Source organism: Stenotrophomonas sp. VV52 (assembly GCF_002893095.1).
Taxonomy (GTDB): Bacteria; Pseudomonadota; Gammaproteobacteria; order Xanthomonadales; family Xanthomonadaceae; genus Stenotrophomonas; species Stenotrophomonas aracearum.
Genome location: NZ_PKQQ01000003.1, coordinates 259,093 through 273,196, shown reverse-complemented (window position 1 = coordinate 273,196; position 14,104 = coordinate 259,093). Strand labels below are relative to the sequence as shown.

The following is a 14,104-nucleotide window of genomic DNA, read 5'->3' as shown; positions in this document are numbered from 1 at the left end:
GAACACGGGAGTAGATCCGCGCAACTGACCTCATCCAGCCCCGCCTCGAGCGGGGCTTTTTCGTTTCCGGAGCCCTTGATGTCCCTCTATACGCTCACCGTCGACCTTCTGATGAAGACTGGCGCATTCGAGAAGGACGCAGGCAAGGCTGCGCGGCAGTTCGAGCAGAAGATGCAGTCGATGACGGCCACTGCTCGCAAGGCGGGCACCGTCATCGGCACAGCGATTTCCGCAGGTCTCGCGGCCAGCAGTACGGCAGTTGTGCAGTGGAGCCGCCAAATCGCTGATCTGTCCGTGCAGTACGACCGCATGGCAACGCTGTCGGGCACCAGTTCGCAGGTGTTTCAGCGTATGGCCGCTGGTGCCAGCACCGTCGGCGTCAGCTACGAGAAGCTGGCCGATATTTATAAGGACGTGCAGGACAAGGTCGGCGACTACATCCAGACGGGTGGGGGTGCCATGGCGGACTTCTTCGAAAACATCGCCAAGAGGACGGGCGTCACTGCCGAACAGATGCGGAAGCTTTCGGGCCCGGATGCCCTTGGCCTCTACTTCAGTAGTCTCGAAAAAGCCAACCTGTCACAGTCGGAAATGACTTTTTACATGGAGGCTATCGCCAGCGACGCTTCGGCTTTAATCCCGCTTCTGCGAAACAACAGCGCAGGGATGAAGCAGTGGGGTGAGGCGGCCGACGCGGCCGGTGCAATCATCGACGGGAAGACCACGAAGGCAACGCAGCGCCTTCGGGAAATGTCGGTTGAGGCAGACCTTGCCATGCAAGGACTCAAGAACAGCGTCGCGGAAGAGCTGTTGCCGGAACTGCAAGGTCTCACCGAAATGTTGGGCTCGGAGCAGACGCGCAATGCTTTCGCCAGCATCACGCGCTGGGCTGCGGAGCTGACGGGCGAGATGGCGAATGGTGCCGTCCAGATTGTCAACTTCATCGAGCGCTTCGCCGAGCTTCAGGGCCTTGAAGGCGCTGCACCGTCGGCACTGAGCGGGGCATCGGAAGACGCGCTCAACGAGCAGTTGGGCGTGCTCAACCAGCGCAGGAAGCTGTTGCTGGCGGTCGAGGCTCCTTCGATTCAACGCGACAAGGCTGCCAGCGACCTGCATGACGAACAGTTGCGGATTCAGCGCGAGCTGACCCGGCGATACAAGCCGCAGCCGATTCTGATCGATGCTGGCCAGGAGCTACCGGATTCTGCGCTGAAGAACCCTCCCAAGCGATTGGGATACGAGCCGACTGGCAACATCGGCAAGGGCGCCCGCGACAAGGCTGCTGCTGATGCGAAGCGGATGGCTCAGGAGGCCAAGCGTCAGGCCGAGACCATTGCCCGCTACCACCAGCAGGCCGAAGAGGCGGCGGGTGCCATGAATGGGCCGGTGGCTGCGGCTATGGCCAAGCACCTGGGCAACATGGCCGAGTACAACGGCTTGCTGGCAGAGGGCAACCTCGCCCAGGCCGACGCCAACGTACTGATGGCGCAAAGCGCCATGGAGTACGCCAAGGTGGCCGCTGAAGTAGAAGCTGCAATGGCCGGGCCCGAGGCGTTGATCGCTACGATGGATGGCGAGCTGGCGATGCTGGGCAAGATCGGCCAGGCGCGCGAGCTGTACCGGCGACAACTGATCAATGAGCGCGACATGCGCCAAGAGCTCCAGAAGGCAGTAGAGGCTGCCGGCAGTAAAGAGGCGCTGGCACTGGCAAAGGGAGTAGCCAGCTACGAAGACTACGAGCGATCGATGCTCGCCGCCGCCGATGCGTCCGCTGCGCTCTCGATCCAGGTCGAGGAGGCCGCGGCCAACATGGAGGCGTGGGCCAGCGTTGTAATGCAGGGCGTCGACGGTGCTGCAGATGCGTTCGCGGACTTCGCGGCAAGCGGACTTCGTGACTTCGACAACCTGTGGGACGACATGAAGGACGTCGCCAAGCAGGGGCTCCGCGATATCGCGCGCGAGCTGTTGCAGCAGAAGCTGGTGATCCCGATCCAAACGAAGGTCATGGACGGGATCAGCAACTGGGGCAGTCAGGGCGGCGGCTTCAGCATGGACAGCCTGATGGGCCTGTTCGGTGGCAACGGCACTGCCGGTGGCGGCCAGAACCTAGGGAACATCGCCGGCCTGTTGTCGAAGGGGCAGGGGTTGTTCGGTGCGGGGGCTGGTGCGGCCAGCAGCGGCGCGAGCGCCGGCACGCTCATGGGCTTCGGAAACAACGTGGCGGCCCTCACGGGCGGCGGTGCCGCAGCAGCGGGTGGTTCGTCCGCCGCAGCCGGGGCCGGTGCGGCAAGCTCGTCGATGGCCGCTGCGGTGCCGATCATCGGCTGGATTGTGGCCGGCATGATGAAGAACGCGGAGCTGTTCGACCAGGGCTGGGACATCGCCAACGGCGAGAGTTGGGCCGGCAAGATAGCCACCGCCGGCGCTGTCGGACTGGCCGACAAGTCCTTCCGCGGGCTCGGCTTCAACGACAAGACAGCTTCTATCCTGTCTGGCTCTAGCATCCACGCCAAGCTGTTCGGCCGTAGCGCGCCCAAGATCACCGGCCAGGGTCTGACCGGCAGCTACGGTTTCGGCGGCTTCGACGGGCAGAGCTACGCGGACATCAAGGCCAAGGGCGGCCTGTTCCGCAGCGACAAGAAGTGGACGCAGTACACCGGGCTGGACCCCAACATCGACCGCACCTTCGATATGGCAGCGCGCCAGGTGCGCGGTGCCAGCACCGACTTGGCAAGGCAGCTCGGCGTGGATCTGTCCCAGCAGCTGGCCGGGGTCAAGGTCACCTTGGGCAAGCTGACGCTGTCGGCCGATTCTGCCGAGGCCAAGGAGCAGCTGGCGGCGTACTTGGGGGACATGACCGACCGCCTCTTCACCGAGGCCGTGAAGGCCGCAGGGTTCGGTGGTCAGCTGGACGAGTACTTCGAAGCGTCGGACGTCTTCAGCGCGGTGAGCGCATCGATCGCGCTGGCCGTAGGGAATGCCGACGAGCTGGGACGCGCGCTGAACGGGCTGGAGATCGACAAGGTCAACAAGGCGGTGGACTACTTCCAGGACCTGGCGGGCGTCGCCGGCACGGACCTGGCCACCCAGATCGAGAAGGTGACCGGCCTGCTGGGCAACTACGCCACCCTGATGGCGGACGTGTCCACGCAGCTGCTGACCGGAAATCTGACCAGCTACCAGTCCCAGGCTCTGACCGTCGAGCGCACGTATCGCCAGCAGGTGAAGGCGGCCAATGACTATGCCAAGGCGCTGGGGCTGTCCGGTGCCCGCGCGGAGGACCTGGCCAAGATCGAGGCGCTTCGGGCCACCAACATGGGCAAGCTGCAGGCCCAGATCGACGCCGACAAGAAGGCGATGACGTATGGCTTGTCGGTCAGCGACCTGTCGCCACTGACCGACCAGGAGAAGCTCCAGACGACGATGCGCGAGCTGGAGCGTGCAGTGTCCGGGGGCGACTCCAGCGCCGCGCAGGCGGCCGCGCAGGCCGCTCTCGGCTTCGGTCGGGACCTGTACGCCAGCGGGAAGGACTACAACGCCCTGTATGGCCAGGTCACCGGCCTGATCGACGGTATGAAGGTCGGCAACCTCGACCTCGAGGACGGCACCAGCATGGGGCAGCTGGCTGACGCGATCGAGGCACTGCCCGACAACTTCAGCCGGGCAGTTTTCGATCTGGTGGTGGACAATAAGGCCCAAGGAGAAACCACGGCAGCGGTTCAGCAAGGCAATGCTTTGCTTGCCCAGGTAGTGGAACGCCTCGACAAGATTGAGGCATCCACCGGAAAGACTGCGGCAGTTGGCAGTAGCACCGCTCTTCGGGCAACTCTTAACCGCTGATAGTAGGGGCGTGGCGTTGCGCGAGGGCCTTGCTCCTGAACGATACCGCGAGCATTATTCATTTCTCTGTCGCTAATGATCAATGCCCATGACCGTGTCTATCGTGCTGTTTCAGCGTTTCGATAATGGCGAGCATCTTTCGGATTTCATGCATGAGCTGAAGGCCAGGGTGCAAGACGTTCATCAATACGCCGACAACGTCGTCTTTGCCAAGCATGAGGGCAGCTCTCGCGATCTTTTTGAGGTTTTGAAGACGGCCCTTCCGGTTGGCAGGTTGGGGGAGGTACTGGTCATCACCGCAGAAGGGATTCAAGACACTAGTTGGATCACTAATGGCGCGACCTTCGATTGGCTCAACGCGGCCCTCCCGAACTGGGACACCAGTAAAAGGGTGTAGTTGAAGAGCGGTCGAGCCGATCAACACCGCGCTGACCGCAGCGCTTAACGAAAGGTAAGACCCATGCAGGCAAGGAAAATCACCCTGATCGAGATCGGGGCGGGCGCGTTGCCGGTAATTACGCCGGCAACGCCGCGGCAGTCGTCCTGGTTCCCCATCGTCTATGTGTCCCCGGACACGCCTCCGGTTGAGGGTGTAGTCCCGAACCCGGTGGCGGATGGCGTCCTGATCGAATGGGACGCCGTCGACCAGGAGGGCGTGCTCTACATCATCGAACGCGGGCCCACCCAGGATGGGCCCTGGACGGAGATCGCTCGGGTAGTGGAGACGCGCTACCTCTACAGTGACGGCAGCGGCCAGGAATGGTGGTTCAAGATCACCGCCAGCGTGCGTGGGAAGCCGGGTGAGGGGGCCGTTGTGGTGGCCAAGCCGCCGCAAACCGTGCAGGACATCTTGGACCTGTTCGCGGAGCAGACGCAGCAGGCGGCGGAAATGGCAGCTGGCTTCGCTGGGCAGGCCGCCCAGATCGCCAGCCTAGAAGCTGTGCTCTCGGCCGCCGACTACGATCCTGCCGTCGGCTACGCGCCCGGTACGGTGGTGAAGTGGCAGGGGGGTCTTTACTACGCCCTTGTCGAGACGCTCGGCAACGTTCCTTCGAATGCTACGTACTGGCGGAAGATCGGTGACTACGACAGCTTGGCCGAGGCCGTCGGGGCCCAGGCGCTGCTGATCGCCACGCAGCAAACCCGCCTTGAGCAGACGGAGGATGCGCTTGAGGTAGTGGCGGAGCAGGCAGGGGCGGTCGCTGCGGCTCTTCCGGGCAAAGCCGATGCATCTGCGGTCAATGCCCTGGCGGGTCGCGTTGGGCAGACGGAACAAGGCGTCGCAGCCAACGCCCAAGCCATTCAGAGCGCCAACACGGCGATAGGTGGGAAGGCCAGTGCCGCAGCGCTCAACGCGCTCTCTTCCACGGTGCAGCAACAAGGCCAGAGCATCGAAGCCAATTCCATCGGACTGAACAGCGTCCGTGCTCAGATGGGCGGGGGTGGCAACCTGCTTCGAACTACCGAGTTCTTGGGAAACAACGCTCTGGCGCCTTGGGCTACTGCGGCTGCCTCAGGGTTTTGGCAGCGCTCCGACTCGTTCCTTCAGGATGCGCGGGTCCCGCCAGGCATGAAAGCCATGGCGATGTATGCAACGCCTGACAATGGGGTCGGCACCTATCTGCAGACATACCAGGACGTTCCCTGCGAGGGCGGCAAGCCGTATATCGCCTCGGCTTACCTGCTTCCGTACGGACTTCGGGCCAACGTGTCGCTCGTGTTCATCAACGCGGCGGGGTCCGGCGTCGGTAACGCGTCCGATTCGGCATCCGCCACGAACTACAACCCCAATGGCAATTTGAGTGGCTACACCCGTGTATTTGCAACCGGGATAGCACCAGCTGATGCGGTCAGGGTTCGCGTGTCCATCTGGACAAGCAAACTAACAGGCGCTGGGTCCGATGCCGCGCTGTGGGCGTTGAGGCCTCAGCTTGAGCAGGCGAAGGAAGGGCAGTCGCAACCTTCACCGTGGCAAGCCAGCAGCGCCGGCTTGGACGAAAAGTACTCCCAGGTGACGCAGTCCATCGAAGCGCGCACCACAGTAAACGAGAACGGCCTTGCTTCCTACTTCGCCAGCTGGACCATGTCTCTGGACGCAAACGGTCGCGTCGCCGGGATCCGGTCTGTGAACAATGGCGCCACCAGCACTATTGACTTCCTCTTCGACAAGGTTCGCTTCGTGTCACCTGGTAGCGGCCGGCGTATGGAATACAGCGACGGGCACTTCCTGGGCTACGACGAGAACAACGTGCGCCGCCTTCGCCTTGGAACTTGGAGCGCCTGATGCCAACCGGACTGCAGTGCTGGGACGCGAACGGCAACCTCACCGTCGACCTGACAAGTCGTATGACGCGGCTGCTTGGGTCGGTGAATCAGAGTACAGGCGGCTCGAGGCAGGAGCCCGCGCTTGCGCAGGGAATTCCATTCGTTCTTCCAGTTTTAGATCAGAACGGGCTGATGTATCCCGAAGATATCCGGGTTCCCACCATCAGCGGAATCACCATCACTTGGCTTGCTACAGCGAACTTCTTCTACGGGACGTACTGATGCCTGCCGGTTTTGAGTTCGTGAACAACAACCAGAACGTCATCATTGACGAGAAGTTCTTCAACTACGCGTTCATCTCTAAGCACACTCTGACGTTCCAAGCTGCGGCGGGGCCGGTCACCGGAGGGTTTGGCAGGCAGGCCTTTCTAACCGTGCCCGGTGATCGTCCCATTGTGGCAGTGCGCTCCAGCAAGCCCTTCACTGTCAGTCGTGCTCGGCCAGTCAGCGGCGGGTGGCAGTTTGGTTGGATCAGTAGCAATTTTGGTGGCGCTGCGGTGGGTGACACCATTGAGGTGTTCGTATTCGATCGCCCGCCAGCGCGCTCAGGCCCTGGCTCTGGCCTTCAGGTGTTCGACGACGCCGGTCGAATCGTGTTCGATTCGCAGAACAGGTACATGAAGGTGGTGGATGCGCGCACCTTGATCGGGGCGACGCCGACTGCAGACGTGAATCTTGGCCCGGGGGTCTACGCGCAGATCATTACCGTTCCTGGCTTCCGCTGGACCGGAAATCAATCGACACCGACGGCAGACTGGCAATGGGCATGTTTCGCCGGGTTGGTTACTTCCAACGGCAACGGGTACACCGTCGCTCAGGGAACGACGGGAGAGGGCTCATATGCCTTCTTCGGCAATCCGGCTCCCCGGGCAACCAACGACCAGATGCACATCATGACCGTAGACGTAACCGGATACTGACCGGAGATAACAGGATGGCCCTTTTGAGCGAGAACACTGCTTTTGGAACCCGCGTCGAAGCGATCGCGCCGCGCATCGTCATCGACTGGAACCCGTATACCAACGACGGTCCCGTGACCTTTCACTACGAGAGGCTCACGACGCAGGCCGATGGGACCGTGTTGGAACGGACGTTCCTAGGCGTGCTGCCTGCGCAGATCAGCACACTGTTGGCTGCAAGCTACACGATCACCCACCCGGTCACGGGGGAGGAGAGTGTCGAGGCCGGATGGAAGCTGATGGCGATGATCAAGGCGGCCACCGACGCGGTGTATGCCGCTGCAACGCCGCCAGTATCTCTCTCTGACTCGGAAACCTAGTTGTTCAGGAACCTAACGTTCTCGAAGAAAATTACTAGCGACTGCGGGATATGAATTCGTTGGAGGCCGCCGGCCCTCCAACTTTCCAGCGATTTATGGGCCGTGGGCGATGTGAATGAGATTGTGACCCTGTAGGAGCGCACCGGGATCGGAGAGTCACCTCGTAGGTTCAAGCTCTACCCTTGCCGCGACCCGGAGCACATCCTTGGCTGAGGTATCGGCGACAGACCAGGTCTTGCCCTCGATCCTGGTCTTCCGCTGGGTTCGGTAGCTCGAGACGGTCAGCAGGTACGCACCATCTTGGGAGGGCTCAATCGTGCCTTTTGCGCCGACCCCGTCGCTGAATTCGATAAGCACCCACTCTTGGCTCACGATCGGCATAGGTGCGCCGTCGAGGTCAGTGAGCTTTGCTCCCCTAAATAGATGGGTGTGTGGAATGGAATAGCGACGTGTCACGTTAGCTCTCTGGCAAATTTGTGGGCCAGAGTAGACTTCACTAGATCAAGGTAGCGTGGGGTAAAGCGCAATAGCGACGTCTATAGCTGCACGGTAGCACTAGTGCTCGTCCAGCGGGCCCAACTGTTGGAACGGGATCGACTGTCTGGCGACCCATTGTTATCTGCACGGAGGAGGCAAGTTGTCTTAAAGTGTGACCTAGTCGAGGTTCGCAGAGAGGCTTGCTATGCCGCTGGAAGCAATTGCTTACGCAAGCAAGGCGACGAAGAGGCTCACCGATTGGGAGCTGAACGGTTTAATTCAGAGGGCGTCCGCGGTCAACAAGATCGCAGGCGTCACTGGCCTGCTGCTCTACGATGGTGCGAGGTTCCTTCAATATTTCGAAGGTCCCAACGATGGAATGGCCACTGTGTACGCTAGGATCCTCAACTCTACGCTTCACGGCGACATCATCGAGCTGGCACGAGGCAGGGTGGGGCGACGTCGGATGCCTTACTGGTCGATGCGCTGGATACTGACGGACATGTACCAGTTCAATGAGGCGGCCTTCAGCGACTGGAGCACTTTCGTGAGGCATAGCGGCGAGAACCATCGCGTTCCGTCGGGAATGGATCGCCTCCATGCCTTGGCTGCACCATACGTCGAATGAGTGGCGTGCTTTGATACTGCAACCCGGCTAAGGGGCGTCCCTTTTTTGCACTATCTTCACGCGGTACGGGCCACATTCTTTTGCAACAACGGGGGAGACGCTAACCTGCATAGGAAGCGCTCCAGGAGGACAGCCCGGATATCGTGGGTGACCTGGAGGGTCGAGATCGGTCGCGCCGCCACGCAGTCGGTTCTCGTTACCCTCCAACTTAAGCAGGTTTGAGATGCAGCAGGAGCTGTCATTCGTAAACCGGAGAGTTGCTTGAGGGGGTCACGGAAATGCAGCGGGGGCTGCTACCTGCGTATCCGGGTGGGACGCGACGAGCATTGTTTAGGTGCTTCGCTCGAACATGAAGGATGTTGCGAATGGGGCGCGCGCAAGCCTGGCCTACCCAGCGGCTCTTCGATAATGCTTTGATTGCCGATCCTCACCTGGTTGTAGCCCAAGGGGTCGCTGGCCTCCTGTCGCGCGTTGTCCGGTCGACGACCGTCGTTGGCTCGGGGGAAGAGCTGATTGAGTCTGCTCGAAACGCTGCGCCAAGCTTGGTAGTCACGGAGGTGAAGATGCTTGGCATAAGTGGGATCGATGCCATGGTCCATCTGCGCAGCCAGGGGTGCAAAACTCCGTTCTTGTTCCTCACAACCAACGCTGAGCCCGCAATGGCGTTGATGGCGATACGGGCAGGCGCACGCGCATATTTACCCAAGACCGTCGCAATCGACGAGCTCCTTCGCGCATTGGAGAACGTCGCTGGTGGGCGTTCGTACGTCGCACCACATTTGACAGCGTTGATGATCGCGGAGAAGCGCTCGACCTTACCCGTGTTGACCCCGATGCAGCTACGCATTCTCCAGAGCATTTCCGATGGGGTGGGGACGAAGGAATTGGCGGCTCTCCTTGGTGTATCAGTGCGAACCGTGGAGTCGCACAAGTACGTGATGATGCAGGAGCTGAAGGTGCACACGACCCTTCAACTGTTGCGGAAGGCGAGGGCAGAGGGTCTCATCGGTGCGTGACCCCCGGGGTCTACTGCGTGGATTACAGGGATCGGGGTGCGAAACCCTTAATGGTTAAGTTTTGCTGCCTGGCACCGCCTGCAGAAAGATCCAAGCTGCTACCCTGTCGCTCCCCACCGATGTAGATGTGCTCGATGCCCCTGTGCTCAATTGCCTACTCCAGCCGAACGGCGGAGGGGCTCACGGTCGACCAGATTGATGCCCTGGTTCGGGATGCTTCACATCACAATCGGCTCGCTGGCGTCACCGGCGTACTGCTCTGCGACGGCATCCGGTTCCTTCAGTACCTAGAGGGTCCGGAGGACGGAATTGAGTTCATCTTTGCTCGCGTGATGAACTCAAGGCGGCATAGCGACGTGGTAGTGCTAGGGCGAGGGGAGGGCTCTGTACGCCGATTCCCATACTGGTCGATGCATTGGATTCCGGTCTCGCAGCACGAGCTGCACGCGGCTGCGGTAGCCGATTGGACCATGCTCAAGGCGCACCGCAGCGAAGAGCAGGTGGTGGTCCTTGGTGTGGAGCAGCTCGCGGTTCTCGCTGCCCCGCATCTTCGAGACGAAAGCCTTCCTCGATAGGGCCGGGGCTATATCGTCGTGGTTACGCCTTCAAAGAGGCTGGTGCTCACGCCCTGCCGGGCGCCACAGGCACTGCAGCTGATCACTACACCGCCCTCCATGGACTCTAGCCCAGCTCCCAGCCTGGCGAGGAAGTACCGCGAGCACGAGAGGCATTGAGCTCGCAGCTCCGTCACCTTTACGCAGCCATCGGCGGCTTCAGCGCAGGCTGCGTCGGCGCGGGTGATATCGAATCTTCCGGTGTTAGGCATATGGGGTACGTCTCTGGCGTGGCCGACATCTAACCGGATTTGCCGTTCTTGGCCGGTCAGCTCGTCGTGACGGAGATGTCGTGTGGCCAACCGGCCAAAGGCGCTTTTCTCAAGGGTCGTGGCGTGCGGGCGGCAGCATCCGGTGGTACTGTCCTAGCCGTTGGGGGAGCTTTAACAGGGGAGGAGGCGTCATGTCTCTACATGCGATTGCCTATTGCAGTCGGGCCGTAGCTGGCCTGGCGCTTCACCAGGTGGACGACCTGGCCAAAGATGCTGCAGCACATAACCTGATCGCAGGCGTCACCGGGGTGCTACTGACTGACGGCAACCGTTTCCTTCAGTACTTGGAAGGGCCGGAGGAAGGCGTGCGTCTCGCCTATGCCCGGATCATCAACTCCCGCAGCCACATGGACATGGTGGAGCTGGGTCGCAGCTCCGGCGGCCCCAGACGTTTCCCCTACTGGCCGATGCGTTGGCTTCCCGTCGAACCCGAAGATCTTCGGATAGCGATCGTGAGCGACTGGCGCGGGCTGGCTTTTCGACGGGAAGTAGATATCGACCAGGTGCCCACTGGCATTGAGCGCGCCGCCGAGCTCGTAAACCCCTTCATTGGGCAAGAACCACACGGGTAAGGAGCTAGCCCTCCGAATGCGATGGCGTGGACGGTCATGTTGAAGTCGGCTCGCTCCCCGTATTGGCCGGCCGCTTGTGCGCCTCTTCAATGATGCTTTTGTTGAGGATGCGGACCTCGCCGACCATCAGCAGCCGCATGTCGCGGACGATGTAGTCGGCCAGCTCGTCGTCGGTGATGTCGTCTCCGGGGATGTCGAGCCGAAAGCCTTGGCCTTGGATGCCGCCGCCGTTGCTGAAATCGACCTCGAAGTCGAAGCAAACCCTCTTTTCCATCCTGTTCTCCTCCTCTTGGTGATGCCTTGCCGGGACGCCAGGCAGTAATCCCGGCTCCCGCGCCGGCGCGCACCGCCGAGGCTAGCAGAGTGGGGACGTTCTTTTCGCTGCCTTCACAGGGCCGGAGAGACATTTCGCTCAAGTGTCTGGGGAGGCATCTTGGCTGCAGCAGCAGGCTGGCTCTGAAGGACGTCTGGCGGATTCGCAGGCATTCCCTTGCCGTAATAGATTGGCTGGGCGTGGCCTGCGGATCCGCCGATGATCGGTAAGTGGCCATCGTCGCATCGCGTGAGACCCGGAGCCGTAGGATTGCCGCCCATGCTCCCGCCCGACTTCCGCTGGCATGCCGTCGGCACTGCCACATTCGACCGCCCCAACTCCCTGTTGCTGGACAACACGGAAGTGCTGCGCCTGAACCAGCGGGTGGACGATGGCACGTGGTGGGTAAGCCTGAACAACTAGCGGGACGACTGGAAGCTGCGGAAGACCAGGGAATGCAGCAGCTACGCGCAGGGTAAGGCCGGCGCGGAGCTATGGGCGGAACGGCACCAGGCGCGGCTGCGCGCTGAGGTCGACCAGCGGATCAAGCGGCTCAAGGCGGGTAAGCCCTTCCTGATGCGATGAGTAGCCGGACTGCGGTTGGCTCGGCATGACGCGTTTCCCCAGGAGCTGCTGTTCTATGCGGAGGCCGGCGGCACAGAAATTGGGCAAAGCGACCCTGGCCTATCGGCCCCTGGCCCCCGGCTCCCTTGGGCGCACATCCAGGTAGCCCATCGCGCTCTTTCCAGTTAGCATCGCGGCCCCTCTGGCGGTGCCGGGGCAATTGGATACACTACCCCGCATGACGAGCATCACCATCCCCGGTGGCTTGCTGGTAGCCATCGAAGGCATCGATGGGGCTGGCAAGTCGACAGTTACGAGAGGCCTCTCCGAGCGCCTAATGGCGGCCGGCGTAGCCGTGTCTAGCAGCAAAGAGCCGACCAATGGTCCATGGGGTCAAAAGCTCAGGCAATCAGCGGAGACTGGCCGTCTTAGCCCTGAGGACGAGGTTAAGTACCTCCTAGCTGACCGCCGAGACCACGTTCAGGAATTCATTCAGCCCGCGCTCGCTAGGGGGGAGGTGGTCCTTCTAGACCGTTATTTCCCGTCCATGGTCGCCTACCAGGGCGCTGCGGGACTTCCCGTTGACGAGCTGGCTGCTGCAAACGACTTTGCGCCTCGACCGAATCTGCTTTTGCTCCTAGACGTTGCGCCGACCACTGGGCTTGAACGCATCCGGGCGCGAGGTGATCGACCCAATCATTTCGAGAACGTGGAAAATCTCTCGCTCTGCCGAGAGATCTTTCTCCAGATGGATGTGCGGGCGAAATTCGTCATTGATGCCTCTCAGCCTGCTGCCGAGGTGTTGGACGACTGCTACGCGCTTCTCATTCGGCAGTTTGCTCAAGCACTTGGCGTAGCTTCCGTTGAGAACGTAGAAAAGGTCGGTGCGCTGATGGCCAATCATCTCGCATAGGGCCATCTGCAGCTCATCGCCATCAGGCTGCCTGCCCGGTTTGGATGTTGACCGCGTTTACGGCGCGAAGTCGGTCTAAGTAGTCTGCCCATTCCTGCATCATGCGCACCCGCTCAGCCAGGTGCGTGGTGCGGTTGTAGGCGCGGCCGTTCGGATCTTTGACCGCGTGCGCCAGTTGGTGCTCGATAATGTCCGGCCGGAAGCCCAGAACCTCGTCCAGCAGCGTGCGGGCCGTGGCACGGAAGCCGTGCCCGGTGACCGTCTCCTTGTCGAACCCCATGCTCCGCAGAGCGGCCAGGACGGCCACCTCCGACATGGGGCGCAAGTCCGTGCGAAGGCCCGGGAACACGTACCGGCCGGCATAGTCCGTAGGCATCGTTTCCTTCAGGTCCCGCAGGATGTTCACAGCCTGCCGGGCCAGCGGCACCACGTGGGGCTGGCGCATCTTCATCCTGCCGGCGGGTATGCTCCATAGGGCCGCGTTCAGGTCGATCTCCGTCCATTCTGCCGCGCGCAGCTCAATCGGGCGAACGAACACCAGCGGCATCAGCTTCAGGGCGGCGCTGACCACGCCCATGCCCCGATACGCGTGCAGAGCCCGCAGCAGGCCGCCCAGCTGGACCGGCTCCACCACCGCCGCATGGTTACGCTCGGGCGCCGGCACCAGCGCGCCGCGCAGGTCCTGCACTGGATTCCGTTCTGCCCGGTCGGTGGCCACGGCATACCGCATGACCTGGCCGCAGTTCTGCATCACGCGGTGCGCCGACTCGAATGCCTCTCGTGCCTCCATCTTCCTGGCTATGGCGAGGAAGTCCGACGCCTTCAGGTCGGCCGCGCGCCGTGCACCGATGGAGGGGAACACGTCGTTCTCAAACCAGGCCACCACCTTCTTTTCGTAGCCGGGAACCCACTGCCTACCGCGCAGCCACTCCCGGGTGATCGACTCGAAGCTGTCGACGGGTATGCCTGCGGGGGAGGCAGCCACTGCTTTGCGCTGCAGTCCGGGGTCGACGCCGGAGCGCAGCAGGCGCCTGGCGTCGTCGCGCGCCTCGCGGGCGCTGGCCAGGGTGACGTCCGGGTACAGCCCTAGCGTCAGCAGCTTCTCCCTCCCGGCGACCCGGTATTTCCAGCGCCAGCTCTTGGCGCCGGCCGTGGTGATCAGGAGGTACAGGCCGCCGCCGTCAGCCAGCTTCTGTGGCTTGTCGGACGGCTTGGCGCGACGAATAGCGACGTCGGTCAGGGGCATGGGGGTATCGGGTTTTGGGGCGGAGGCGATACCCCAAGATATACC

Annotated in this window: 14 protein-coding genes; 12 read left to right on the top strand and 2 right to left on the bottom strand. The window is 61.9% G+C overall.

Going from position 1 to position 14,104, the window contains the following annotated elements; genetic code table 11:
* Positions 1-78 precede the first annotated feature (78 nt).
* The 10 genes from C2U58_RS09705 to C2U58_RS09655 all read left to right on the top strand — a co-directional run bounded on the left by C2U58_RS09705 (position 79) and on the right by C2U58_RS09655 (position 11,023).
* Entirely contained in the window at positions 79-3,840 is a 3,762-nt protein-coding gene (locus C2U58_RS09705; protein WP_102945664.1) for a phage tail protein, read from the top strand.
* 88 nt (positions 3,841-3,928) lie between these two features.
* Positions 3,929-4,237 (top strand): hypothetical protein, encoded by a 309-nt coding sequence (locus tag C2U58_RS09700; RefSeq protein WP_146033445.1) that lies wholly within the window; start codon positions 3,929-3,931, stop codon positions 4,235-4,237.
* Positions 4,238-4,300: 63 nt separating this feature from the next.
* Positions 4,301-6,124 (top strand): hypothetical protein, encoded by a 1,824-nt coding sequence (locus C2U58_RS09695; RefSeq protein WP_102945662.1) that lies wholly within the window; start codon positions 4,301-4,303, stop codon positions 6,122-6,124.
* Positions 6,124-6,387, top strand: a complete 264-nt coding sequence (locus C2U58_RS09690; RefSeq protein ID WP_102945661.1) for a hypothetical protein — start codon at positions 6,124-6,126, stop codon at positions 6,385-6,387. Before C2U58_RS09695 ends, C2U58_RS09690 begins: the two co-directional genes overlap by 1 nt.
* Positions 6,388-6,407: 20 nt before the next feature.
* Complete coding sequence (locus C2U58_RS09685) at positions 6,408-7,085, top strand: hypothetical protein (RefSeq protein WP_146033444.1); 678 nt, start codon at positions 6,408-6,410, stop codon at positions 7,083-7,085.
* A gap of 23 nt (positions 7,086-7,108) precedes the next feature.
* Positions 7,109-7,444: a hypothetical protein gene (locus C2U58_RS09680; protein ID WP_172448119.1), complete on the top strand. Its 336-nt coding sequence runs from the start codon at positions 7,109-7,111 to the stop codon at positions 7,442-7,444.
* Between the two features lie 682 nt (positions 7,445-8,126).
* Complete coding sequence (locus C2U58_RS09670; protein ID WP_102945657.1) at positions 8,127-8,549, top strand: BLUF domain-containing protein; 423 nt, start codon at positions 8,127-8,129, stop codon at positions 8,547-8,549.
* A 356-nt stretch (positions 8,550-8,905) separates the two neighbouring features.
* Positions 8,906-9,565, top strand: coding sequence for a response regulator transcription factor (locus C2U58_RS09665; RefSeq protein ID WP_343125469.1), 660 nt, complete (start codon positions 8,906-8,908; stop codon positions 9,563-9,565).
* A 125-nt stretch (positions 9,566-9,690) separates the two neighbouring features.
* A complete protein-coding gene (locus tag C2U58_RS09660) occupies positions 9,691-10,140 on the top strand; it encodes a BLUF domain-containing protein (protein ID WP_343125468.1) in 450 nt (149 codons plus the stop codon).
* Positions 10,141-10,582: 442 nt separating this feature from the next.
* Positions 10,583-11,023, top strand: a complete 441-nt coding sequence (locus C2U58_RS09655; protein ID WP_102945656.1) for a BLUF domain-containing protein — start codon at positions 10,583-10,585, stop codon at positions 11,021-11,023.
* Between the two features lie 34 nt (positions 11,024-11,057).
* Here C2U58_RS09655 and C2U58_RS09650 read toward each other — a convergent pair whose 3' ends face one another.
* Positions 11,058-11,297: a cyclase gene (locus tag C2U58_RS09650; RefSeq protein WP_102945655.1), complete on the bottom strand. Its 240-nt coding sequence runs from the start codon at positions 11,295-11,297 to the stop codon at positions 11,058-11,060.
* 318 nt (positions 11,298-11,615) lie between these two features.
* Between C2U58_RS09650 and C2U58_RS20060 the strand changes: the two genes are divergently transcribed.
* Both C2U58_RS20060 and tmk read left to right on the top strand, forming a co-directional pair.
* Positions 11,616-11,759, top strand: coding sequence for a hypothetical protein (locus C2U58_RS20060; protein ID WP_172448118.1), 144 nt, complete (start codon positions 11,616-11,618; stop codon positions 11,757-11,759).
* A gap of 379 nt (positions 11,760-12,138) precedes the next feature.
* Positions 12,139-12,813 (top strand): dTMP kinase, encoded by a 675-nt coding sequence (gene tmk, locus C2U58_RS09645; RefSeq protein ID WP_102945654.1) that lies wholly within the window; start codon positions 12,139-12,141, stop codon positions 12,811-12,813.
* A gap of 22 nt (positions 12,814-12,835) precedes the next feature.
* Here the strand turns inward: tmk and C2U58_RS09640 are convergent, their stop codons facing one another.
* Complete coding sequence (locus C2U58_RS09640; RefSeq protein WP_102945653.1) at positions 12,836-14,059, bottom strand: integrase arm-type DNA-binding domain-containing protein; 1,224 nt, start codon at positions 14,057-14,059, stop codon at positions 12,836-12,838.
* Positions 14,060-14,104 lie beyond the last annotated feature (45 nt).